The 24,027-nt window shown below is 41.9% G+C and carries 21 protein-coding genes; 11 read left to right on the forward strand and 10 right to left on the reverse strand.

All coding sequences use genetic code 11. The annotated features are described in order from the left end of the window. Positions 1-8: 8 nt before the first annotated feature. Positions 9-2,882, reverse strand: a complete 2,874-nt coding sequence (locus tag J2Y37_RS04325; protein WP_349032017.1) for a valine--tRNA ligase — start codon at positions 2,880-2,882, stop codon at positions 9-11. A gap of 281 nt (positions 2,883-3,163) precedes the next feature. On the opposite strand from J2Y37_RS04325, the gene J2Y37_RS04330 reads away from it, so the two are divergent. The 4 genes from J2Y37_RS04330 to J2Y37_RS04345 all read left to right on the forward strand — a co-directional run bounded on the left by J2Y37_RS04330 (position 3,164) and on the right by J2Y37_RS04345 (position 6,147). After that, on the forward strand, positions 3,164-3,844 hold the full coding sequence (locus J2Y37_RS04330; RefSeq protein WP_349031993.1) for a hypothetical protein: 681 nt from the start codon (positions 3,164-3,166) through the stop codon (positions 3,842-3,844). A 116-nt stretch (positions 3,845-3,960) separates the two neighbouring features. Next, a complete protein-coding gene (locus J2Y37_RS04335; protein ID WP_005195524.1) occupies positions 3,961-4,632 on the forward strand; it encodes a hypothetical protein in 672 nt (223 codons plus the stop codon). Between the two features lie 4 nt (positions 4,633-4,636). Beyond that, positions 4,637-5,443, forward strand: a complete 807-nt coding sequence (locus tag J2Y37_RS04340; protein WP_349031994.1) for an SDR family NAD(P)-dependent oxidoreductase — start codon at positions 4,637-4,639, stop codon at positions 5,441-5,443. A gap of 2 nt (positions 5,444-5,445) precedes the next feature. After that, positions 5,446-6,147, forward strand: a complete 702-nt coding sequence (locus J2Y37_RS04345; protein ID WP_349031995.1) for an ATP-binding protein — start codon at positions 5,446-5,448, stop codon at positions 6,145-6,147. 41 nt (positions 6,148-6,188) lie between these two features. Here J2Y37_RS04345 and J2Y37_RS04350 read toward each other — a convergent pair whose 3' ends face one another. From J2Y37_RS04350 to sdsA, 8 genes are all read right to left on the reverse strand, one after another. Beyond that, on the reverse strand, positions 6,189-6,629 hold the full coding sequence (locus tag J2Y37_RS04350; protein WP_005195529.1) for a YbjQ family protein: 441 nt from the start codon (positions 6,627-6,629) through the stop codon (positions 6,189-6,191). Positions 6,630-6,638: 9 nt separating this feature from the next. Then, the gene (locus J2Y37_RS04355) at positions 6,639-6,989 is read right to left on the reverse strand and encodes a YbjQ family protein (protein WP_034594934.1); all 351 of its coding nucleotides are present in this window, start codon (positions 6,987-6,989) and stop codon (positions 6,639-6,641) included. A 105-nt stretch (positions 6,990-7,094) separates the two neighbouring features. Then, positions 7,095-8,552, reverse strand: coding sequence for a multidrug efflux RND transporter AdeIJK outer membrane channel subunit AdeK (gene adeK / locus J2Y37_RS04360; protein WP_349032018.1), 1,458 nt, complete (start codon positions 8,550-8,552; stop codon positions 7,095-7,097). After that, on the reverse strand, positions 8,552-11,728 hold the full coding sequence (adeJ, locus tag J2Y37_RS04365) for a multidrug efflux RND transporter permease subunit AdeJ (protein WP_005195531.1): 3,177 nt from the start codon (positions 11,726-11,728) through the stop codon (positions 8,552-8,554). The genes adeK and adeJ overlap by 1 nt, the downstream gene beginning before the upstream one ends. Positions 11,729-11,740: 12 nt before the next feature. Then, positions 11,741-12,964, reverse strand: a complete 1,224-nt coding sequence (locus J2Y37_RS04370) for an AdeA/AdeI family multidrug efflux RND transporter periplasmic adaptor subunit (RefSeq protein ID WP_004669255.1) — start codon at positions 12,962-12,964, stop codon at positions 11,741-11,743. A 14-nt stretch (positions 12,965-12,978) separates the two neighbouring features. Continuing rightward, a complete protein-coding gene (locus J2Y37_RS04375) occupies positions 12,979-13,668 on the reverse strand; it encodes a phosphatase PAP2 family protein (protein WP_349031996.1) in 690 nt (229 codons plus the stop codon). Positions 13,669-13,757: 89 nt separating this feature from the next. Further along, on the reverse strand, positions 13,758-15,800 hold the full coding sequence (locus J2Y37_RS04380) for a site-specific recombinase (protein WP_349031997.1): 2,043 nt from the start codon (positions 15,798-15,800) through the stop codon (positions 13,758-13,760). 14 nt (positions 15,801-15,814) lie between these two features. Continuing rightward, the gene (sdsA, locus tag J2Y37_RS04385; RefSeq protein WP_004669250.1) at positions 15,815-16,792 is read right to left on the reverse strand and encodes an All-trans-nonaprenyl-diphosphate synthase; all 978 of its coding nucleotides are present in this window, start codon (positions 16,790-16,792) and stop codon (positions 15,815-15,817) included. Positions 16,793-17,243: 451 nt separating this feature from the next. On the opposite strand from sdsA, the gene rplU reads away from it, so the two are divergent. Both rplU and rpmA read left to right on the forward strand, forming a co-directional pair. Further along, positions 17,244-17,555, forward strand: coding sequence for a 50S ribosomal protein L21 (gene rplU, locus J2Y37_RS04390; protein ID WP_004669248.1), 312 nt, complete (start codon positions 17,244-17,246; stop codon positions 17,553-17,555). Between the two features lie 18 nt (positions 17,556-17,573). Next, the gene (gene rpmA / locus J2Y37_RS04395; RefSeq protein ID WP_004669246.1) at positions 17,574-17,828 is read left to right on the forward strand and encodes a 50S ribosomal protein L27; all 255 of its coding nucleotides are present in this window, start codon (positions 17,574-17,576) and stop codon (positions 17,826-17,828) included. A gap of 58 nt (positions 17,829-17,886) precedes the next feature. Here the strand turns inward: rpmA and J2Y37_RS04400 are convergent, their stop codons facing one another. Further along, a complete protein-coding gene (locus tag J2Y37_RS04400) occupies positions 17,887-18,765 on the reverse strand; it encodes a pirin family protein (protein WP_349031998.1) in 879 nt (292 codons plus the stop codon). 296 nt (positions 18,766-19,061) lie between these two features. On the opposite strand from J2Y37_RS04400, the gene lolA reads away from it, so the two are divergent. The 5 genes from lolA to J2Y37_RS04425 all read left to right on the forward strand — a co-directional run bounded on the left by lolA (position 19,062) and on the right by J2Y37_RS04425 (position 24,022). Next, positions 19,062-19,757, forward strand: coding sequence for an outer membrane lipoprotein chaperone LolA (gene lolA / locus J2Y37_RS04405; protein WP_241322231.1), 696 nt, complete (start codon positions 19,062-19,064; stop codon positions 19,755-19,757). A gap of 116 nt (positions 19,758-19,873) precedes the next feature. Continuing rightward, positions 19,874-20,653: an RsiV family protein gene (locus tag J2Y37_RS04410; protein ID WP_349031999.1), complete on the forward strand. Its 780-nt coding sequence runs from the start codon at positions 19,874-19,876 to the stop codon at positions 20,651-20,653. Positions 20,654-20,749: 96 nt separating this feature from the next. Then, positions 20,750-22,021 (forward strand): serine--tRNA ligase, encoded by a 1,272-nt coding sequence (serS, locus tag J2Y37_RS04415; protein WP_005195541.1) that lies wholly within the window; start codon positions 20,750-20,752, stop codon positions 22,019-22,021. Between the two features lie 66 nt (positions 22,022-22,087). Further along, positions 22,088-23,461: a siroheme synthase CysG gene (cysG, locus tag J2Y37_RS04420; protein WP_349032000.1), complete on the forward strand. Its 1,374-nt coding sequence runs from the start codon at positions 22,088-22,090 to the stop codon at positions 23,459-23,461. Between the two features lie 90 nt (positions 23,462-23,551). Beyond that, on the forward strand, positions 23,552-24,022 hold the full coding sequence (locus J2Y37_RS04425; protein WP_004669235.1) for a tRNA (cytidine(34)-2'-O)-methyltransferase: 471 nt from the start codon (positions 23,552-23,554) through the stop codon (positions 24,020-24,022). Positions 24,023-24,027: the final 5 nt, after the last annotated feature.

Consider the following 24,027-nt stretch of genomic DNA (forward strand, 5'->3'; position numbering starts at 1 on the left):
TTTAAAGCTTAAAGCGCTGCAATCTGATCCATATTATGCTTAATTTTCACTAACTGATCAGCAAACTCAGCCAATTTCGCTTTTTCACCTTCAACCACAGCCGCTGGTGCTTTCGCCACAAAACCTTCATTTGCCAATTTTCCAGCGATTTGATCATGTTGCTTTTGAACTTTGTCTAAGTCTTTCTGCAAACGACCCAATTCTGCTTTAGGATCAATCAAGCCTTTCATCGGTACAAATACTGAAGCATGGCTGACAACGCTAGAGCAAGAAAGTGGTGGTTCTTGATCTTTGGTTAAGAATTCAATGCTTTCAACTTTTGCGAGTGCTTTAAACAACGCTTCGATACGAATGATTTGCTCACGCTCAACATCAGAAGTGTTTTGCAATAAAACTGGTAGTAAACGCGCATTACCTAAGCCCATTTCACCACGAATATTACGTACCGCGCCGATCAAACCTTGTAGCCAATGCATGTCTGCTTCAGCCTGTTCGTTTACACGCTCAGGGTTCGCAACAGGGTATTGCGCAAGCATAATACTTTCGCCTGAAATACCGAGTTTCGGTGCAAGTGTTTGCCAGATTTCTTCAGTCAAATACGGCATCAACGGATGTGCAAGACGCAAAGAGGCTTCCATTACTGCAAGGAGTACACGACGAACTTCCGCTTTACGCTCAACAGAGACATTCTCATCGTTCAGAACAGGTTTGGTTAACTCAACATACCAGTCACAATATTCATTCCAAATGAACTCGTAAATTGCTTGCGCAGCCAAATCTAAACGGTAAGTCGCAAAGGCTTGTTGTACCGCAGCTTCTGCTTTTTGCAGACGGCTTACGATCCACTGTTCAGGCAGTTCCCAAAGATCTTGACGAATTTCAGAACTAATTTCTTGGTTTTCACAGTTCATCATCACGAAACGCGTTGCATTCCAGATCTTGTTGGCAAAGTTACGATATCCTTCAACACGCTTCATATCGAACTTAATGTCACGACCTGTATTAGCAAGCGCACAGAATGTGAAACGAACTGCATCCGTACCGTAAGCTTGAATACCCTCTGGGAATTCTTTACGCGTTGATTTTTCAATCTTCGCTGCTTGTTTCGGATTCATTAAACCCGTAGTACGTTTTTGTACGAGGTCTTCAAGGTCGACACCGTCGATCAAATCGAGTGGGTCTAGTACGTTACCCTTAGACTTCGACATTTTCTGACCTTCGCCATCACGGACTAAGCCATGAACGTAAACCGTTTTAAACGGTACTTGTGGCGTACCATCTTCATTCTTCATGAAATGCATCGTAAACATAATCATACGCGCAACCCAGAAGAAGATGATGTCAAAACCAGTCACTAATACATCTGTTGGGTGGAAAGTCTTGAGGAAATAGTTTTCTGCATCTTTCTTGGCATCACCGGTCCAACCTAAAGTTGAGAACGTCCAAAGCGCAGATGAGAACCATGTATCGAGTACATCTTCATCTTGGTTTAATACTACATCAGCAGGGATGTTGTTTTTCGCACGTACTTCAGCTTCGTCACGACCAACATAGATATTGCCTTCAGCATCGTACCAAGCTGGGATACGATGACCCCACCAAAGCTGACGTGAAATACACCAGTCTTGGATATTGTTCATCCACGCCATGTACATGTTGCTGTACTGTTCAGGTACAAATTTAATGTCACCATCTTTCACCGCTTTAATTGCAGGTTCAGCCAATGGCGCAATTTTTACATACCATTGGTCTGTCAATAATGGCTCAACGATCACGCCCGAACGGTCACCGCGAGGTGGTTTCAACGTATAAGGTTGAATTTGGTCTAACCAACCTTCAGCTTCTGCTTGTTCAACCAATTTTTTACGTGCTACAAAGCGCTCTAAACCAATATAGTCCGCAGGAGCAGCAATGGTTTTAGAGATTTGTTCGCCAGCTTTGGCGATGTATTCAAACTCAGCCAACACTTCCGCATTTTTATTGAAGATATTGATGATTGGTAGTTCACAACGCTTACCGACTTCATAGTCATTGAAGTCATGCGCAGGGGTGATTTTTACACAGCCTGTACCGAATTCTTTATCAACATATTCATCTTTAACGATTGGAACTGCACGACCTGTGATTGGCAGGATAATGTTCTGACCCACAAGGTGCGAATAGCGTTCATCATCAAGCGCCACGGCAACCGCAGTATCACCCAATAATGTTTCAGGACGCGTTGTTGCAACCACGATGTGGTCTTTACCATCATGCGTAAGCAGTGATTTGTCTTCAAAGAAATATTTGAAGTGCCATAATGAACCTGCTTCTTCTTTATCAGATTCTACTTCTAGGTCAGAAAGGGCAGTTTGTAACTTAGGATCCCAGTTAACGAGACGTTTACCACGATAAATCAAACCATCTTCATGTAGTTTTACAAACACTTCTTTCACTGCATTGGACAAACCTTCATCCATGGTGAAGCGTTCACGTGACCAATCTACCGAAGAACCTAGACGACGGATTTGACGTGTAATTGTACCGCCTGATTGTTCTTTCCATTCCCAAACTTTTTCGATGAATTTTTCACGACCTAAGTCATGACGGCTAACACCCTGAGCACCCAATTGACGTTCAACCACCATTTGCGTTGCGATACCTGCATGGTCTGTACCTGGTTGCCACAAGGTGTTTTTACCCGACATACGGTTATAACGGGTCAGTGCATCCATGATGGCATTGTTAAAACCATGCCCCATATGCAAGCTACCAGTGACGTTCGGCGGTGGAATCATGATACAGAATGATTCACCTTGACCTGACGGTTTGAAATAACCTTTTTGTTCCCAAGTTTGGTACCATTTTTTCTCGATCTCAGTTGGATCGTAAGTGGTTGCGATATTTTGAGCAGATTGAGCGTCAGTCATAGTACAGAAGATCAAAATAGAATAAAAAATTGTGTCTATTGTAGCAAAAATCTGTCGAATCTGTTGTCATTTCACTGATGCCAAAGCTTATCTCATTAAATAACTTCACAAAGTGGCAACAAGCCGACGAAATGCGTTGGTTTTTTACGAATAAAACGTTAATTTTATGTATATTGGATCACATAATTAAATAATGATGATGCATAAAACAACAAAATAACAATGCTAAAAACTTAAATAAAGGGATGGTTCATATGAGTTATTCAATTCTTTTGAAAATTAACGACGTTACCCATGGGCAGTTTGAGTCGATCCGTCAACAATTAAATGCGGGCAGTAATGAAAGCCAATCCCGTGTTTTGGGGGAGGTGCTTTCCGAGATCGCATGTGACATCGTAGAGCAAGTATTCTCGGTTTTACTGATCCAAAATCGTAAACCATCCCATTTGACCCAACAAAATTCAGCAGAATCAGAAAAAGTTATTCAGCAAATCACGGGTGCCGTACGCAAATATATGCCGTGGTCGATTGCTTTATTTGGCAATGATCGTTTATGTCCTTTTGCCAATTATTTTTCCGATATGATCAAATATCACGATGATCAAGTCTATGTTTCTTATCCGATAGACCCGCAATTGGTACAGCAGGTACATACCTTAGTAGAACAATTAAAACAAAATGAAATCAAGGACATGATGGATGTTTTTCAAACACTGATTCAGATCGTCGATTTGGGTGTGACCAATTTGATTCGAGAGCCGAAGAAATGTCTGAACTTTAATCGGGTGGTGGATAAAACCTTAAGCGGCGTCATCAATATGACCGCACAATTGAGTTATAAGCGTTTAGAGAAAATGGGAACGCAGGTCGACACTGGCGCGGCAACAGCATGTGTGAACCATTTTTTGGCACTTATGCATACAGAACCGAATTAGGTTGTGCTAAAGTCGGTAATGAAGAGCCAAAACGATAGAAAAGATCATTTAATTTGATAAAAGGCTTGTTTTGACAAGTCTTTTTTTTATGGAACTCAAAAATTAAGGTTGTGAGGATGAAGACCGCCGTTTTTTTAAATATTCATGCGGATACATACGCCAGATTTGCCCATATTCGGACACAATTATTGCAAGCAAGCAAAGAAAGTCAGGCAAATGCATTGGGCAGTGTTCTGTCTGAAATGGCTTGTGAAGTGGTTGAACAAGTCTTCATGGTGCTATTAAACGAAAACCAACAGCACTCGAAAACAGGTGAATCTGAAAAAGTCATTCAGCAAATATTAGAGGCGATTCGAAAGTATATGCCTTGGTCGATTTCATTTTTCAGCAATGAGCGTTTAGTCCCTTTGGTAGAATATTTATCGAAAACGCTTTTAATCGAAGATGACAAGATCTACATGACTTATCCTGTAGAGCAACAGCTTGCTCAGCAGGTGATCGCCTCGGGACAGAAACTCGCTGAAGGGGATAGTCGTGAAGTCGCGAATGCATTAAAACGATTGACGGAAGTGATTGATGTCGGTGTTACACACTTAATTCGTGAACCTAAAAAATGCTTAAAGTTCAATTTTGTGGTCGATAAAACCTTAAATGGCGTGATCAATATGACCACGCATCTCGGTTATAAACGTTTAGAAAAGTTAGCTACGCAACTCGATCAGCAAGTGGCGGTAACCTATGTTGATTATTTCCTAAAATTTATGCGTCACCCAGCGGACGGAGGGTAGAAATATGGCAAAGCTTAAAACGCTTGAAAATAAAGTGGTATGGATTACCGGAGCATCTTCTGGTTTAGGCAAAGCCTTGGCACGTGAATGTGCTTTACAAGGTGCACAAGTGGTGTTGACATCACGTCGTTATGACGAGTTAGAAGCTGTTCGAATTGGTTTATTAAAGCCTGAGCAACATATTTCAATTGCCGCTGATATTACCGATGAAGCACAAGTTCGTCATGCTTATGAGCAAGTCTTGGCATGTAAAGGGCGTATTGACTGGCTCATCAATAATGCAGGACTGAGCCAGCGTGCTTTGATCCAAGACACCACCATGCAAGCTGAACGCACCATCATGGAAGTGGATTACTTTTCACAAGTATTTTTGACCAAAACGATATTGCCGACTTTTCTAAAGCAAAAATCAGGTCGTGTGGTCTTTGTTTCGAGTGTCGCTGGTTTGTTGGGTACGCAATACCGTGCGAGTTACTCTGCTGCCAAAGCCGCTATTCACATGTGGGCAAATAGCTTGCGTGCCGAAGTAGCTAAAGATGCGGTTGACGTATCGGTGGTTTTCCCGGGTTTTGTCAAAACCAATGTTTCCTTCAATGCCTTAAATGGTCAAGGGAAGCCACAAGGTCATCAGGACGAAGCGATTGAAAATGGCTTAGATGCTGATATTTTTGCGGAACGTGTGGTTGCATCGCTGATGGCAGGTGAAGAATATATTGTCGTAGGTGGCAAAAAAGAGCAACTGGGTGTGTTGGTATCGCGCTTGTCACCAAGTTTGTTGTACAAAATGATTCGTAAAAGCAAAGTGAAATAAGTGTGAGTAGTCGTAAAAAAGCAGTCTTTAATTGGAGTGGCGGAAAAGATTCAGCTTTAGCGCTTTATACTGTATTGCAGCAAAATGAGTTCGAAGTTGTTGCGTTATTAACAACGGTCAATGAAGAAACTGAATTGTCTTCGATGCATGCCATTCCACATGCACTGCTTGAAAAGCAAGCTGAAAGTATTGGGATTCCGTTGTACCCAGTGCTGTTGCCCAAAGATATAAATATCTATGAACAACGAATGCAGGACGCTGCAAATCATTTTAAAGCACAGGGTGTTCAACATTTTATCTTTGGGGATATTTACCTCAGTGATGTACGCAAATATCGAGAAGATCGTTTACATCCTTTAGGGATCGAAGTGGTCGAACCGATATGGAATCTCAATTCAACTGAGGTGATGCAGGATTTTCTAGCTTCTGGGATTCGCACCAAAATTATTGTGACCGATGTGACCAAGCTAGATGACAGTTTTATTGGGCAAGATATTGATGCAGCCTTAATTGAGCGAATGCCCGCAGAGGTTGATGTATGTGGTGAAAATGGTGAATACCACACTTTCGCTTATGCCGGGGAGATATTCAAGCATCCTGTAAATTTTGAAATTATTGAAACTCGCAAGATGTCTTATGCGTTTAAATTAGAGGATGGTGAGGAAAAAATCTATCACTATTGGCAAGCGATTTTTGCAGCGTAAGGTAGATGTCCTGTCCAATTGAAATTGCACAGGACATTTTTTTAATGAGGCTTGATAATCACGGTGCCATAGGCAAACACTTCAACCATTCCACCTTGCATTCCCATTTCAGTGGTGCTGAGGCGCACGCCTAAAATCTGATTGCCTCCCATGGATCTGGCTTGTTGTTTTAAACGCACAATCGCTTCGCGGCGAGCGCGTTCGACGACACTTTCATAACTGATTAAGCGGCCACCTAAGATGTTTTTAATCGATGCAAGTATGAATTTAAAATAATCATGTGAAATGACCACATTGCTGCTAATTAAATGCCCAGCATGCTCGCTGCTTGCAAATCGACGGCTATCCAATTGAATATCGGCCAATAAGCGCTCTTTTTCATCTAGCTCTCTCAAATGTTTTTGTTCGTTATAACGACCAAAGCCCCAACCTACAGAAAAGAGAATCAGGAAAATGACAATTTGAAAAATTAAGCCATCCATTGCATTTTCCTATGAACTAAATGGATCTGGGAGTTTTGGAACAATCGGTTGTACCACCACAGCAGTGCCATAGACGAAAAGCTCTGAAGCACCTTGCGCAATATTCGATGTCGAAAAACGAATCCCGACGACAGCATTGGCACCTAAGCCTTTTGCTTTCTCAACCATACGTTGCATCGCTTCTTGGCGAGACTCTTCTAACAATTCGGTATAGGCCGTTAATTCACCCCCGACAATATTTTTTAGACCTGCGAGAAAGTCTCTACCGACATGTTTACTGCGGACTGTACTGCCATAAACAACATCAATTTGACGTAAAATCTCATGACCGGGTACTGATTCTAAATTACTTAATAACATCGTATTTTTTATACCATTAGACATTCCCCTTGAAGATAAGAAATATTGAGCATGCTTGCAATAAAAAAGCCCACCGAAGTGAGCTTTTCTTGAAAATAAGAAAGATTATGGTGTGTAATGCTTTTCAGAACTCGAAAGTTGCGGTGCCACTGTTTCATTTGTGCTGGCTTTTAATCCGCCACCCAGTGTTTTATACAGCTCAACCTGATTATTTTGTTCAGCTTGTTGTAACAACAATAAACCTTGTTCTGCTGAGTATGCAGAACGCTGAGCATCCAATACGGTTAAGTAGCTATCAATACCTGCACGGAAGCGAGCATTAGATAGTTTATAGGTGGTATTGGTAGCTTCAACTAAACGACGTTGAGCCGTTAAGCGTTCGCCAATATTGGCGCGTGTTGCCAGTGCATCATTGACTTCACGGAACGCAGACTGTACAGACTTTTCATAGTTAGACAGTGCAATTTTCTGATCAGTTTCAGAGATTTTGATATTGGCTTTACGAGTGCCCCAGTCAAAAATTGGTAAATCGAGACTTGGTCCGATTGACCATGATGCATTGCCTGATTTGAAAAGATCACTCAAATCGGTTGATGCATAACCTGCTGTACCTGTCAGACTAATGGTCGGGAATAATCTCGCTTTTGCAGCACCAATATTTGCACCTGCAGCACTTAAATTATATTCCGCAGCTTTAACATCAGGACGGTTATTGAGCAAATCACTCGGCAAACCAGCAGAAGATACATTTTGCTGCGTAACACGTTGCACAGGTTGCGTAGGCAATAGGTTTTTCGGTACAGACTGACCGACCAACAGGTTCAACAAGTTGCTCGCCTGAGCAATTTGAGTTTTATAATTTGCAACATCATTACGCGCGGTTTCAACTGAAATCTGAGCCTGACGCAAAGGCACTTCGCTGTCGATGCCGACATCAAAACGCTTTTTGTTCAGGTTGTAAGAGTCGAGTTGCGCTTTAAAGGTCTGTTCTGCAAGTTTTAAATTTGCAGTCGCAAATGAATAACTTAACCATGCTTGTGTCACTTCACTAATCAAACTGATTTGTGTTGAGTCACGCGCACTTTGGGTCGAAAGATAACTGTCGAGCGCAGCATCTTTTAAACTACGGACGCGGCCCCAGAAATCTAACTCATAAGCGGTCACACCCAAACCAACTTGATAAGTTGAATATGGGTTATTTGGATCACGGGTAGGGGTAACTTGACGAATCGCACTACCACTTGCCCCAATCGTTGGGAGTTGGTTGTTTTGTGTAATTCGATACTGTTGTTGCGCACGTTCAATATTTAAAGTTGCTGTGCGCAAGTCACGGTTGTTACTCAAAGCTAAATCAATCACTTCAAGCAGGCGAGGGTCAGCAAAGAACTGCTTATAACCCTGTTCAGCAATAGAAGTACCAGAAGCGCTGTTATATGCATAGCTTTCTGGAATATCGGTTTTCACGACCGGTTCTGGGCCGCGCATGCTTTGACATGCAGTCAAAGCAAGCGCAAGTGCAGATACCGCAATGCTACGACCTGAAATAGACCATACTGTTTGCATCACGATTTATGCTCCTGAATGTTTGTAGTTTTTGGTTGGTACTTAAAGATACTACGAATCCACACGAAGAACACTGGGATAAAGAAGATACCTAAAAGTGTTGAGGAAATCACACCACCCAATACACCGTAACCAACCGAATGTTGACTACCGGCACCAGCACCAGAAGAAAGTGCGAGTGGAAGCACACCAAAGCCGAAGGCAAGGGTGGTCATAATGATTGGACGTAAACGCATTTTTGCTGCATGCAATGTTGCCTCAAGCAGCTCCTCACCTTGTTCTTGTAGATCTTTTGCGAATTCTACGATCAAAATCGCATTCTTTGCAGAAAGACCAATCACGGCAATAATCGCGACTTGGAAGTAGATGTTATTCGAAAGATTTGGATCATCTTTCAGTACCATACCAAAGTAAGTTAACAAAATTGCACCGATGATGCCGAGTGGTACAACCAGTAATACTGAGAATGGAATAGACCAACTCTCATACAATGCGGCTAAGCAAAGGAAAACGATGAGTAATGAAAGCGCGTATAAGAATGGCGCTTGAGCACCTGATTCACGCTCTTCAAGTGATAAACCTGTCCATTCGTAGTCGAAACCTGTTAAGCCCATCGATGGCAGCTTGGCAATAATTTCTTCTACAGCTTTCATGGAATCCCCAGAACTTGTACCTGGCGCAGGTGTTCCTTGAATATTCACAGATGACACACCGTTATAACGCTCAAGACGCGGTGAACCATAAGTCCATTTGCCTGTCGCAAACGCTGAGAATGGAACCATTTCACCTAAGCTGTTACGAACATACCATTTGTTCAGGTCGTCAGGCATCATACGGCTGTCGGCTTCACCTTGGACGTAAACCTTTTTCACACGACCACGATCAATGAAGTCATTGATATAAGAACCACCCCAAGCCATGCTCATGGTGCTGTTGATGTCTGCAATGCTGACACCCATCGCACCGGCTTGTGCCTGATCGATCATGATTTGATATTGAGGTGTATCTTCTTGACCATTTGGACGTACGCCAACCAGTCGTTTGTCTTGCGACGCTAAGCCTAAAACTGCATTACGTGCCGCAATCAGTTTGTCATGACCTTGACCCGCAGAGTCTTTCAGTTGCAAGTTAAAGCCAGCAGTAACACCCAATTCAGGCATAGCAGGGAGCTGTAATGGCATGATGTATGATGCATCTTTGACGATCATATTGAGTGCCATACCACGCTGAATAAGTGCACCAATCTGCGTCTCTGGTGTCGAACGACTAGCCCAATCTTTTAACTTAATAAAGCCAATACCCGCATTTTGTCCCACGCCTGTAAACGAGAAACCAGAAACGGTAAAGATAGATTCGACAGACTCTTTTTCATTCATAAAGAAGTCAGTCATGGTATCAATGACTTTATCGGTACGATCAAGTGTTGCATTCGGCGGTAATTGAACCAACGTCATGACCACACCCTGATCTTCTTCTGGTAAGAATGAAGACGGAAGTTTTTGGAACATGAACACCAATAAACCAATCACGGCTACATACAGAATGCCAGAGAAAAACTTAGCAGTCAGCATACGACTCACGCCGTTTTGATAGCTATGTGAAACGCGTTCAAAGCTACGGTTGAACCATCTAAAGAAGCGAGCAAAGATATTATTGCTTGGTGCTTTATTTGGATCATGCTGTTTCAATAGTGTGGCGCACAGGGCAGGAGTGAAGGTTAACGCAACAATCAAAGATAAAACCATTGCGGTAACGAGCGTAATCGAGAACTGTCGATAAATCACCCCAGTGGTTCCGCTAAAGAAAGCCATCGGTACGAATACTGCACTCAGTACGCTGGTAATACCGACAAGCGCACCAGAGATTTGTTTCATTGACTTTTCAGTCGCCGCAACAGGATCAGAGTGTTCCTCTGTCATCACACGCTCGACGTTTTCAACCACGACAATCGCATCATCGACCAGTAGACCGATCGCCAGTACCATCGCAAACATGGTCAATGTGTTGATCGAGAAACCAAAAATATTGATGACAGCAAATGTACCCAATACCACAACAGGGATTGCCAATGTTGGGATAATGGTGGCACGCCAGTTCTGTAAGAACAGGAACATGACGATAAATACCAAGATCACCGCTTCAATTAAAGTATGAACAACACTCTCAATCGATAGCTTAATAAATGGTGTAGTGTCATACGCCAGTTTATCTTCAAGACCCGCAGGGTAGTTTTTGCGTAATTCAGATAAACGTTCTTCAACGGCTTCTGCGGTATCCAGTGCATTGGAACCTGTTGCCATTTTAATGGCAAGACCACCTGCAGGCTTCCCGTTAAACATTGAGTTAAACGCATAGCTATCAGAGCCTAATTCTACACGAGCAACATCTTTTAAACGGACTTCAGCACCAGCAGCAGTGTTTTTTAAGAAAATATTCTTAAACTGCTCAGGGGTTTGCAATAAACTTTGCGCATTGACAGTAGCATTGATCACTTGATCTTTAACTGCAGGTGCACCACCCAATTGACCCACTGCAACTTGTGAGTTTTGCGCTTGTAGTGCTCTCGCAACATCACTTGGGGTTAACTGGTAGTTTGTTAGTTTTGCAGGATCAAGCCAAATGCGCATCGCATAAGAGCCACCAAAGACTTGTACTTCACCTACACCAGCAACACGACTAATCGGTTCTTTAATCGATGAGTTTACATAGTCCTTAATATCGGAGTCTGACAAACTATTATCTGGTGAATAAAATGCAATCACTTGCAAGAAGCTTGCGCCAGATTTTGTGACAGTTACACCTTGACGTTGTACGTCTTCAGGTAGAAGTGCCGTTGCTGATTGTAGTTTGTTTTGAACTTGGACTTGAGCGATATCAGGATCAATACCTTGTTCAAAGTTGATTTCAATCGATGCTTGACCATTACCAGAACTGTTAGACGAAATATAACGTAAGCCATCTAGACCATTCATCTGTTGTTCGATGATCTGGGTGACCGTATTTTCAACAGTTTCTGCTGAAGCACCAGGATAGGTTGCAGAAATGGTAACGGTTGGTGGAGCAATCGTTGGATATTGGGCAATAGGCATCTTTGACAAGGTTAAAATACCTGCCAACATGATAACTAGTGCAATCACCCATGCAAAAATGGGGCGATGGATAAAAAATTGAGCCATTCAATCTGCCCCTTATGCTTTCACAGTTGCTTTTTGTTCTGCTTGAGCTGGTTTGGTTGCATTTTGTGGATTTGCTGGTTGAGCTTGATAAGGTTTTGCTGAAACTTCCTGACCATCTTTCACTTTAGCAACACCATCAACAATCACTTTGTCTCCAGCTTTAAGCCCATTGGTGATGACCCAGTTTTGACCTTGTACATTTGCAGTCTCGACTGGACGTGTTTCAACCGCACCTTTGGCATTGACCAACATCACCGTCGCCTGACCTGTTGGTAAGCGTGTCACTGCAGCTTGCGGAATCAAATAAGCATTCGGAACCACACCCTGAACAATTTGCGCTGTTGTATACATGCCTGGAAGTAACAAATGGTTTGGGTTCGAGAACACCGCACGTAAGGTTACTGTTCCAGTATCTTGGTTAACAGATGCATCAGAGAAAGTGAGTTGCCCTTCGATTGGATAGGTTGAACCATCTTCAAGTTTCAACTTTACTTTGGTGTTGTTGCTGTTGCTTAAACTGCCTTTGCTGAGTTGTTGGCGTAAACGCAATAACTCGGCGCTAGACTGGTTAATATCAACATAAATCGGATTAAGTTGTTGAATCGTCACCAATGGCGCAGCTTGGTTCGCAGTAACCAATGCACCTGCTGTTACAGATGAACGGCTTGATTGACCTGAAATAGGTGAGCGAATGGTTGAATAACCAAAATCAACTTCAGCATTATTAACTTGAGCCTTAGCTGCTGAAACTTGCGCTTCAGCGACATTCACTTGGCCAAGTAAGTCATCATACTCTTGCTTTGATACAGCGTTGCTAGAAACAAGTTGTTGATAACGGTTTAGCTTGGTCCGAAGAGACGCTAAATTTGCTTGTTGTTGCAAGAGCGAAGCTTTGGCCGTGTCTAATGACGCACGGTTAGCACGAGAATCAAGCTCATATAGTGCTTGACCTTCAGAGACATAACTGCCTTCAGTAAACAGACGTTTTAAAATAACACCACTGGTTTGTGGGCGAACTTCTGAAATTTGATAAGCAGATGTTCGGCCTGAAAGTTCAACGTTTTGTTCAATACTTTGTGGTTGTGCAACAATAACACCGACTTCAGTAGGTGGCATTTTTTGTGCAGCAGCAGCTTGCTGTGCATCTTCTGGATCTTTGCTACAACCAACAAGTGCAATGCTTGTTGCTAATGCGCAAGCAGTGAGGGCGGGTGCCCAAAGCTTAGCCGACATCATTGTTCCACCTCAATTTAGATTTTGGATCTAAAAAAATTGTTGTTGAAATTGCTTTGATACAGCCATAACCAAAGCAACGAAGTCCAAATTAACCCAATTCCCCAACCAGCGAGTACATCTGTCGGGTAGTGAACCCCTGCATAAATTCGCGATAACCCCATCATAATAAACCACAAAGTAGATACTAAAATGACAGGAGTACGGTATCTGTGCTGTTGCAGCAGCAACATGACTAAACTCGCAAGGGTTGCAGCATAAAGACTATGGCCACTTGGGAATGATGCGCCATAAGGTTGGACCAAGTGGTAAATCTCTAAAGGTCTTGCTCGATCAACGCTCCATTTCAGAAGCCAACCAATCGTAATACTTCCACTTATACTCAATGTGATAAAAATTAAACTTTTATAGTTTTGAATCCAAGTTTGATATACACACAAAAAAGCAGTGAAAAAGAATAAAAATGGCATTCCGCCGAGTAGCGAAAGCACAATAGCAGCATGGTTCAATGGAGCTGAACGATGCTCAAATAATGCTTGAATACTCAATGGATCTAAAGTTGATGTGGTTGGATAAAACAATCCAACCCCACTTAAAACTAAAAAAAAGCAACCAATACAAAGTAATAGGTACGGCATGCGGAACTCGTTATTGGCATAACCATTTTCAGGGCTATAGAAAGTTTGAAAGTGTACTCTTGAGTACACTTTAGGTCAAGTCTTGAAATTTTATGATAATTTATTTCAATGTTTTTTTAAGGTTTAGTAAAAAAATATAACAAAACTTGATGAGCGTCTCACTTTTTATCTGTTGTACTTTTTTCTTCCACGGCAACAGGTTGCTTAGGTGGCCAGAAAAAATCACTTGTTCGAGTGAGGAAATGCGTCATGACCAAATTCGCCAAAGGTTTCCATTGCGCAAAACGAACCCGCCGAGCACGTAAAGCCACGATAATGGTCAAGGTAAAGCTTACGAATAAGTTGGTTAAACCAATCAGCAGAACACCCAAGAATGACACAACGATTAAACCAATATCAGGTGAGCCAATGGTCATCAAACCTTGAATGAAATTGGCCGAAGCAAAGGCGATGTGACGAATATCTAAAGGAAGACCTAAAATAAAGCCAATCGTTCCCATACTGCCTAACATGATCCCGAATAGGAAATTACCAGCCAAAGCTCCTAAGTTGGTTTCAATATAATTGGCAAATTTGTCGAGTCGTTGTTGTCCCATCCAGCGTTTCAAACGGCGGTGTTGTTTTAATCGAGGACCGACGTTGCGGTAAACGGCTAAATTATCGAAATAACCCGCAATCAAACCTGAAAAGAATAAACACACGCCCGCGATTGCTGCATGAGGAACTGCAAGCGAGGTAAAAGGATTTAAGCTATGTAGTAACGCTGCAGATTTGGCGTGATTGAGTAAAGGTTCATCCAAGTAAAACTGCCATGAAAAAGTGATCAGCGCTGCAACAGGGATCGCAATCGAGATATTACCAAGTATCGCAATAAACTGCGTACGAATAATATTGATAATCAGCGCTGCCAACTCAGCAATCTGTGCTGTTTTACTGCCTTTTTGTTGTTGTACGGTCGAGGCCAGTGCTGCTGCGGTCATCGCTGGTTGTTTGGTCGCAACAGTGAAATGCAACACATGGATCAGCATAAAACCCAAAGAATAATTCATGCTATACAAAAATGCATGTGCAAAAGGTGCGAGTACCAACCGAGCGGTTAATATCTTCAAGGTTGCCATCATGGCAATAATTGCACCTGCACCAGCCGCTGCTTTGTACATGCCAAAGAAACCTGCTTTGTCTGTACTTACATAATGCTCGCCTGTTTTACTGGCATTTTCAGTCACTTGCAGCGCGATTAGTTCACTGGTAGAAGAAAGTAAGTGTCGGACACTTTTTTCATCATAATGGGCTTTGGTTAAATCGATTAGAAGTTCGCCCAGTGATTTATATCGAACCTCATCTTTACTGGCCAACAAGCTCAGTAACAGTTCGATGCGATCTATGGCTTGTTCTAATAACGAAAGCAAATAAGTCAAACTAATGCTGACACCAATTCGCCTAGTGGCGCGGCGAATCTTGAGTACAACATCACGACATTGATCTAGCATTACAAAGGCTTGCGAAGCATCTGGCGGTGGAAGCACCACAACTGCATCTTGGTCGTCGATTTGCTTTTTATACTTTTCAATAAAATCAACAATATCTCGGTTTTGCGCTAAAAACGGAGATTCATATTCGGTAATATCAGGCTGAGCATTAATAAATTCAGGGTATAAACCGATACCACTAATCCGATAGGACAAAACCGTAATGGCTTTAATCAGCTCACTTTTAGAAATTTGCTTTTCGAGGGTATTACTTTGACCTTCACCAATTAAATTAAACAGCGTAACCCAATCTTGGTTTTCAATCAGCTCTAACCACTCATGATCATTTTCTTGGTGAAAAACTTTTCCAATCAGTGTTCTGAGTTGATTGCCTTCTTCTACTAGAGGGAGGAAGTGCGCGCCTAGACGTTGACTTAACTGATTCCAGAAACCATCTAAAGATAAAATCCCGCTGTCAGCATATAAGCTAATCTGTTTGTATTGACTCATCGATCTGACGATGAAGTCTTGTAATAAAGTTGCGGAAGTGGGAGTAAGTAACAATATTCTGACGAAGGCTTGAAGACGTTGTTTAACCTCTTCAGCGTCATTGGGGTTTTTAGGACGTAAACGATTGACCAATTCAATAATCAGGTTTTCGTCAAGAACAGCTTGTGGTTGATCAAGCTGTTCCTGCATTTTTAAAAATAAATCAGATAAATTTAAATGCATGGACACTCAGAAAGTTATTGTAGTCGATGTAATGCCATTAAAGTCAAATTGATCAATGCTTGGCGATATTCATTATCTGGTAGAGCTTTTAAAGCCTCTAAAGCGGCGTCCGTTTCCTGTTGGGCACGTTTTTGACAATAGTCTAAACCGCCCGAGTTGTGCACTATTTCAATGACTTTATCCAAATGTTCAACACCACCAGTAGCGATGCTACGACGAATAATCGCATGATCTTCACCAGTAGAGTGAGCCAATGCAGAAATTAACGGTAAAGTAGGTTTACCTTCCATCAAATCATCGCCAATATTTTTACCTAATGTTTCTGCATCAGAGGTGTAGTCTAAAATATCATCAATAATTTGGAATGCATTGCCAAAATGACCTGCAAATCGACGTAAAGGCTCGCGATATTCCTCTGTACCCGCCAAAATCGCAGCACCTTCGGTTGCGAGCTCAAATAAACGAGATGTTTTTCCGTGAATAATTCTTAAATAGGTTTCTTCTGTGGTGTCTGGTTGATGTTGTGATTGAAGCTGTAACACTTCACCTTCAGCAATTTCACAAGTACCTGTCGAAAAATCTTTTAACAAGGTCATGTTATTTAAATCGACCAAAAGATCGAATGCACGTGAAATCAAGAAATCGCCGACTAAAACAGCAGTCTGATTGTTCCATGTCGCATTGGCAGTTGGTCGTCCACGACGCAAGTTAGACTCATCGACAACATCATCATGAACCAAGGTTGCCGTGTGTAGCATTTCAATCACAGCCGCCAAATGTTGGGCTTGCTGCATGTTGGCTAAACCACAGGCACGAGCAGCGAGTAGGCACATAATTGGGCGCATACGTTTACCGCCAGCTTCAACCACATGTTTACTAACCGACATAACCAAGCCAACTTTAGAGCTGATCCCTTCATTGATGAGTTGATCCATCGCAGCAAAATCTGTCGCAACAGGGGAGAGAATGTCTTGCTTGAAATCGACGACCATATGAAGAAGAGCCTCGTATAGATGGGTGAATGGTGTAAGTGTACCAAGTAATCTGTTGCTAAACAGTGATAGCAACTGTGTAATTTGTCATTTAAAACATGACGATGTATTTTCTGATCTTAATTTAGCCACAAACAGCGCGCTTCTCAGATAATGCAGAGACGGCACTGAGTGAGACCTTCTATAAACACAGTTCATTTTGGTCATATTTACTTTTTGAAAATGTATTGCAAATCACAGAAAGAATCAATCAAAACAATGTGTCATCAATCTATTTGATTTTATTATAAAAAATAAATAATGCGTGTATATGTGTGCATTTATGCAAAATCACTTGTTGTTTGATCAAATTTCACTTAAAATTTGTCCCCTTATATACCCCAGTGGCGTTCGTTTTAAGCTCGATATCTTCCTTTATCGGCACGACGACACGGGCATGTTGGAGTACATTATGTACGCAGTAATCCAAAGCGGTGGTAAACAGCACCGTGTGGTTGAGGGTGAAACCCTTAAAGTTGAATTATTGAAAGCTGAAACTGGTGCAACGATTACGTTTGATGACGTACTTATGCTTGTAAACGGCGATAGCATTCAAATCGGTGCTCCAGTTGTTGCTGGCGCGAAAGTAACCGCAGAAATCGTTGGTCATGGTCGTCACGACAAAATTCGCATTATCAAAATGCGTCGTCGTAAACATTACCGTAAACAACAAGGTCACCGTCAATGGTTTACCGAGTTGAAAATTACGAGTATCGCAGGCTAACACGAGGAGTAAATAGACATGGCAACTAAAAAAGCCGGTGGATCGACGAAGAACGGTCGTGATTCGAATCCTAAGATGTTAGGTGTTAAAATGTACGGTGGTCAAACTGTGACTGCTGGTAACATCATCGTTCGTCAACGTGGTACCGAATTCCACGCTGGTGCAAATGTTGGTATGGGTCGTGACCATACTTTATTTGCAACTGCTGATGGCGTGATCAAATTTGAAGTGAAGGGTCAATTTGGCCGTCGCTATGTAACTGTTGAAGTGTAAGCTTTAATCGTTCAGAAGAACCCGCATTTGCGGGTTTTTTTATGACTGCTTTTTGGACTTATGTGTTTTCGTTTGAATATTTCCCAAACTTTCCTGTTTTTAAGTCTTCGTAAGCCTGTAAAATTTCATCATAGTTATTCATCACAAAAAAACCATGCCCATTTAGCGGTTCATGTAGAGGCTGGGCTGATAAGAATAAAAAATCGCAATTTTCTAAAGCAGTGATTTCAACATCTGTGTCGAAGCTAGACATCATCGCCATCGCTTGTTCTTCTAAAATATCTTCGTCTACGCTGAACTGAATTTTTCCTCTACGCAAATAAATCAGCGTGGTATCACCATGACTCGCAGGAAGTATAGTTCGATGACCTTTTTTAAGGTGTACATCTAACACGTTCATTGGAGTAAAGGTTTGGGCAATGCCTTGAGTCTTTTGGTATTGACCGGCAATGATACGGACATAGCCAGTATCATTTTCAAATAAGATTTTAGGAATATCTTGGTTTAATAAACTTTGGTAACGTGGCGCAGACATTTTATCTTTTGCTGGTAAGTTGACCCATAACTGCACCATTTCGAAATAACCACCTTTCTCACGAAATTCAGGGCTGAATTCTTCAATATGCTGTATGCCTGATGCAGCGGTCATCCACTGCACGTCACCTTGATGAATAATCCCGTGATTACCGGTCGAGTCGATGTGCTGTAATTCACCTGAGAAAACAAAGGTAACTGTTTCAAAACCACGATGTGGATGTTCACTTACACCCTTTTTATTACTTTTAGGCTCTAAACGACTGGGTCCGAGATGGTCCAGTAACAGAAAAGGCGATGTGGTATTGCCAAGTTCATGGTGAGAAAATACAGAAAGTGCAGGGTAGAAGTCCCCGATGGCAAATCGAGTGTCATTGCGATGGATAAAGGCGAGGCTTTTCATTATTTATACTTTTCCAGTGAGTCGTCTTTAGACTAAAAAATCCCGTATTGCGTTTAGTTTATTCTTTATCCATCACTTCTACTATCTTAAAGAATGGGAAAAGTTGCAGGGCTGTTTTAGCCATTCAAAATCAAATTTTTGCTATTACAATATCTACATAAAGGCTGCAACTTCATACATAATGCAGAACTTTGCGACACGAACTACACAAAACCGATGCTTTTCTTCATTCTTTTCATGATTGAAAACAGTAAGATGTCGTCATTACAGTAGAAATTTGATAGAAGGTTCACTTTATGAATTTCGTAAAAAAAATAGCTTATGCTGCAACGCTTAGTGCAATGACACTGGCTCCTGTTGTAACGACCCAGTCATATGCTGCACCTGTCGCTGCATCGGCTCAGCAAGCAACCACAAGTTTGGTTCAGCAGTTATCGAGCTTACAACGATTCACTGCAGATTTTGAACAAACCACCAAAGTGACCAATAATAAAGCTGTACAAAGAAAAGGACTGACTGCTCAACACATGAATCAAACCTTTAAAGGGGTGATGAAGGTTGAACGCCCAGGAAAATTCTTCTGGGAAATCACCAGTCCTTCTAAACAAACAATTGTGACGTCAGGAAAAACTGTTTGGATTTATGATCCAGATTTGCAGCAGGCAATTCGTCAAAATTTAGATGATCAAGTTGCCAATACCCCAGCATTGTTATTATCGGGTAATACCAATCAGATCATGCAGTCATATCGAGTGACGCAACCTGATCGTTCTAAGCGTTACTACACGTTATATCCTAAACAGGAAGATAGTACATTTCAGAGTTTAACCATTAGCTTTGGTGCAAATAAAGCGCCAAACTTGATGATTTTACAAGATTCATTGGGTCAAACCACGTATGTACGTTTTAGTAATGTAAAAGTCAATCAAGCCATTCCTGCTTCGGTCTTTAATTTTGAGCCACCGAAAGGCACAGATATTATTGATCAGTGATCATTTTGATCAACTCAGCAAAAAGCCGCATTTATTGCGGCTTTTTGCTAGATACATTTCTTAATTTCAACTCTGAACAAAGCTTTGTATAGTGGGCTAAAAGATCTGAGACTTGTATGACAATGAATCCGTTAAAATTATCAAAAATTATTCCAGCACTTTCTATTGTTACGGTGATTGTATTTACAGGGTGCCAACCGAAGCAAGATCCGCAAAATAATAGTGCGACAGACGCGACAAACAAAGTCGATATTCCATTGATTCAGGCACAAGTGGTGGCTGTTAAACTGCCTAAGCAGCAAGTATGTTTGGAAGATGGTTGTACCAATTATGATCTTCAAACCGTAAAAACCAATCAGCAGTGGATTGATGATTATTTTATCAATCGTATGAAGAAGGCAGAGCCGAATGCATTTGCTGATTTATCAGATCAACAAGTAAAAGTACCAGAAGGCGAGCCATCTTTAAGTGAGAGTAGTACTTATGTGCGCTTTGTCGGACAGAACTACAATCTGGCGACATTTGCCATTCATAGTTATGCCTATCCCGCTGGTGCGGCGCATGGTATGTATCATCAAGAATTTGTAAATTTTGATTTAGCGACTAAAAAACATATTAGTGTGAGTGAATTAATCAAAGACGGCGTGGAACAGAAATTGCGTGATGAGCTGTATGTTGCAAATCAAAATTGGTTAGATGAGCACAATATTAAAAAAGATCAATTACAGGTCAGCGATAATTATTACTATGGTGTAAATGGGATTGTCTTTGTTTATCCACTGTATGAGCTGGCTTCCTATGCAGAAGGGATGAGTGAGTTGAACTTGCCATATTATGCCGCAAAAGAATTTATCAAAGCAGAATACTTATCAAGCTTGCCTAAAGTCCCGAACTAATCTAAATACAGCATCTGCAATTGCGAGGTAGATGCTGTATTTTTTTAGGTTAAAGCCTTACACTATAGCCAGTTTTTTCTCTATTCATGATTGATTATGATCGACCCAAAATTACTTAGAAATAATATCGAAGTGGTAAATGCTGCTTTGGCAAAACGTGGTATTCAGCTCAACGTACAAGAGTGGGCTGATTTAGAAGTGCGCCGTAAAGATTTGCAATCCAAAGCTGAAAACTTACAAGCAGAGCGTAATGCTGGTGCAAAGCAAGTGGGTCAGATCAAAAAGTCGGGTGGAGATGCTTCAGAAATCATGGCGCGTATGGCTGCGATTGGTGATGAAATCAAAGCGGCTGAAGTAGCTTTGGCTGAGTTGCAAGCCGAACTTGAACAAAAATCGCTTGCGCTTCCAAACTTGCCAGATGAGTCTGTACCCGCAGGTAAGGATGAAAGTGACAATGTCGAAATTTTGAAGTGGGGCACACCGCGTCAATTTGATTTTGACATTAAAGACCACACTGATCTTGGTGAATGGATGGGCGGTCTTGAGTTTGAAACTGCCACCAAACTCACGGGTTCTCGCTTTAGTGTATTGAAAGGACCTTTGGCTCGCTTACAACGTGCATTAACTCAGTTCATGCTCGATACGCATACTCTTAAAAATGGTTACACAGAGGCTTATGTTCCGTACTTGGTCAATGCTGATACTTTGCGTGGTACAGGGCAACTCCCTAAATTTGAAGAAGATTTATTTAAGCTTCAAGGCGAAAAAGAATACTATTTAATCCCAACGGCTGAAGTGCCAATCACAAATTTCGTTCGTGATGAAATCATTGACGCAGATCGCTTACCGCTTAAATACACTGCACATACCCCATGTTTTCGCAGTGAAGCAGGTTCTTATGGCCGTGATACACGTGGTTTGATTCGTCAACATCAGTTCGATAAGGTCGAAATGGTGCAAATCGTCAAGCCAGAGCACTCAATGCAGGCACTTGAGGACTTAACTGCACACGCAGAGGGCATTTTGCAGGCATTAGGCCTACCATATCGCAAAATTTTGCTCTGTGGTGGTGATATGGGCTTTGGTGCTATCAAGACTTATGACTTGGAAGTATGGGTGCCAAGCCAAGAAACTTACCGCGAGATTTCTAGTTGTTCGAATATGGGCGATTTCCAAGCACGTCGTATGAAAGCACGCTACCGTGTGGATCAGAAGAAGATCGAATTGGTGCATACTTTGAATGGTTCAGGTTTAGCGGTTGGGCGTACTCTACTTGCTGTGATGGAAAACTACCAGCGTGCTGATGGTTCTATCGAAATTCCTGAGGTTTTACGTCCATATATGGGTGGTATTTCGTATATCGACTAAAATGCATCGAATTTGTGCATAGTTTTTGCTTTAACTCAATCAGATCTAAAAATATAGAGGCGTAGCGTGGATATTTTCCCAATCTCTTTAAAGTTGCAACAGCAACGTTGTCTGATTGTGGGTGGTGGGCATATTGCCTACCGCAAAGCAAATCTGCTAGTCAAAGCTGGTGCAATTGTTGATGTTATTGCACCAGATATTGAGCCTGAACTGCGTTTATTGTTAGAAAAATCATCAGGGCAATATATTCAAACGGCTTTTTCTGAAAATATTTTGGCAACGCCATATCGCTTAGTTATTGCGGCAACAGATCAAGCCGAAGTGAATAAAACGGTATTTGAGCAATGTGAACAGCGTAATATTTTAGTGAATAGTGTGGATGATATTCCACACTGCCGCTTTATGGTGCCTGCGATTATTGATCGTTCACCTTTGGTCATTTCAGTTGCTTCAAATGGCGCTTCGCCAGTGTTATCTAGACAGTTGCGTACTCAGATTGAAACGATTGTGCCGCATGGCATGGGTAAGCTTGCAGAGTTTTCTGGACAATGGCGCAAACAAGTCAAAGCTAAAATAGCCAATCCTGATGAACGTCGTATCTTTTGGGAAAATTTGTATGCCAGCCCATTAAAAGAGCAGGTCTTTAATGACAACGTGGATGTGGCAAATGATCTGATTCAGCAAGCACTCACTGAATGGACTGCACCCAAGGGTGAGGTATATTTGGTCGGTGCTGGGCCGGGTGATCCTGAGTTATTGACATTAAAAGCATTACGTCTCATGCAACAAGCCGACGTGGTGATTTACGATCGTTTGGTTTCAGCACCGATTATGGAACTTTGTCGCCGCGATGCCACTAAGATTTATGTTGGTAAGGCGCGTTCCAATCACTCTGTTCCACAAGATGGCATCAATGCCTTACTGGTTGAGTATGCGCAACAAGGTAAACGTGTTTGTCGTCTAAAAGGCGGCGATCCGTTTATCTTTGGTCGTGGTGGCGAAGAGATTCAAGAGTTGGTTGAAGCAAATGTCACTTTTCAAGTGGTACCTGGTATCACTGCTGCTTCAGGCTGCTCTGCATATGCTGGTATTCCGTTGACGCATCGTGATTATGCCCAAAGTGTCCGTTTCTTGACGGGACATTTAAAAGAAGGCTCGCCTGAGCTACCTTGGAACGAACTGGTTTATGAAAATCAAACTTTAGTTTTATATATGGGCTTGGTTGGTTTGGAACGTATTTGTGAGCAACTCATTGCGCATGGGCAGCGCCCAACCATGCCTGTTGCTTTAATTTCTAAAGGTACAACCCCTGAGCAAAAAGTGGTGGTGGGAACATTGGCGGACATCGCCACCAAAGTATCTGAACATCAAATCGTAGCGCCGACTTTAACCATTATTGGTGAAGTCGTCAGTCTACGTGAACAGTTAAAATGGCAATAAAATCTCTCCCAGCCTCTCTTTAAAAAAGAGAGGAGTTCCTCCCTTTGAAAAAGGGGGATTAGGGAGAATTATGAAAAGTAGAGAAAATTTGTGATTCATGTCGTCCTATACGAGCCTGAAATTCCAGCGAATACAGGTAATATCATCCGTCTATGTGCCAATACGGGTGCACAACTACATTTAGTCAAACCATTAGGTTTTGAACTTGATGATAAAAAGTTAAAACGTGCAGGACTGGATTATCACGAATGGGCGAGAATGCAAATTTGGGACAATATCGAATTATGTCTTGCTGATTTAAAAGCCAAAGGCGTGGAACATGTTTTTCCACTTACGACAAAAGGCTCTGCAACACCGCATACTGTTGATCTCAACCGTCCTGTTGCGTTGTTAATGGGACCAGAAACCCGTGGCTTACCTGAGCAAGTACGCTTGATGTTTCCACAAGAACAGTGGATACGTCTGCCAATGGCTGAAAACTCCAGAAGTTTAAACCTTTCCAATGCAACCGCAGTTATTGTGTATGAAGCGTGGAGACAGCAAGGCTTTAAACAACTCTGATTGTA

It is taken from the genome of Acinetobacter sp. 3657 (assembly GCF_031456775.1).
GTDB lineage: Bacteria > Pseudomonadota > Gammaproteobacteria > Pseudomonadales > Moraxellaceae > Acinetobacter.

Excerpts from the sequence above, each read along its gene's own strand:
- rplU (WP_004669248.1), top strand. The coding sequence starts at position 17,244 with ATGTACGCAGTAATCCAAAGCGGTGGTAAACAGCACCGTGTGGTTGAG.
- lolA (WP_241322231.1), top strand. The coding sequence starts at position 19,062 with ATGAATTTCGTAAAAAAAATAGCTTATGCTGCAACGCTTAGTGCAATG.
- serS (WP_005195541.1), top strand. The coding sequence starts at position 20,750 with ATGATCGACCCAAAATTACTTAGAAATAATATCGAAGTGGTAAATGCT.
- rpmA (WP_004669246.1), top strand. The coding sequence starts at position 17,574 with ATGGCAACTAAAAAAGCCGGTGGATCGACGAAGAACGGTCGTGATTCG.
- J2Y37_RS04410 (WP_349031999.1), top strand. The coding sequence starts at position 19,874 with ATGACAATGAATCCGTTAAAATTATCAAAAATTATTCCAGCACTTTCT.
- J2Y37_RS04355 (WP_034594934.1), bottom strand. The coding sequence starts at position 6,989 with ATGTTATTAAGTAATTTAGAATCAGTACCCGGTCATGAGATTTTACGT.
- J2Y37_RS04340 (WP_349031994.1), top strand. The coding sequence starts at position 4,637 with ATGGCAAAGCTTAAAACGCTTGAAAATAAAGTGGTATGGATTACCGGA.
- adeK (WP_349032018.1), bottom strand. The coding sequence starts at position 8,552 with ATGCAAACAGTATGGTCTATTTCAGGTCGTAGCATTGCGGTATCTGCA.
- sdsA (WP_004669250.1), bottom strand. The coding sequence starts at position 16,792 with ATGGTCGTCGATTTCAAGCAAGACATTCTCTCCCCTGTTGCGACAGAT.
- adeJ (WP_005195531.1), bottom strand. The coding sequence starts at position 11,728 with ATGGCTCAATTTTTTATCCATCGCCCCATTTTTGCATGGGTGATTGCA.
- J2Y37_RS04370 (WP_004669255.1), bottom strand. The coding sequence starts at position 12,964 with ATGATGTCGGCTAAGCTTTGGGCACCCGCCCTCACTGCTTGCGCATTA.
- J2Y37_RS04330 (WP_349031993.1), top strand. The coding sequence starts at position 3,164 with ATGAGTTATTCAATTCTTTTGAAAATTAACGACGTTACCCATGGGCAG.
- J2Y37_RS04335 (WP_005195524.1), top strand. The coding sequence starts at position 3,961 with ATGAAGACCGCCGTTTTTTTAAATATTCATGCGGATACATACGCCAGA.
- J2Y37_RS04350 (WP_005195529.1), bottom strand. The coding sequence starts at position 6,629 with ATGGATGGCTTAATTTTTCAAATTGTCATTTTCCTGATTCTCTTTTCT.
- J2Y37_RS04380 (WP_349031997.1), bottom strand. The coding sequence starts at position 15,800 with ATGCATTTAAATTTATCTGATTTATTTTTAAAAATGCAGGAACAGCTT.
- J2Y37_RS04400 (WP_349031998.1), bottom strand. The coding sequence starts at position 18,765 with ATGAAAAGCCTCGCCTTTATCCATCGCAATGACACTCGATTTGCCATC.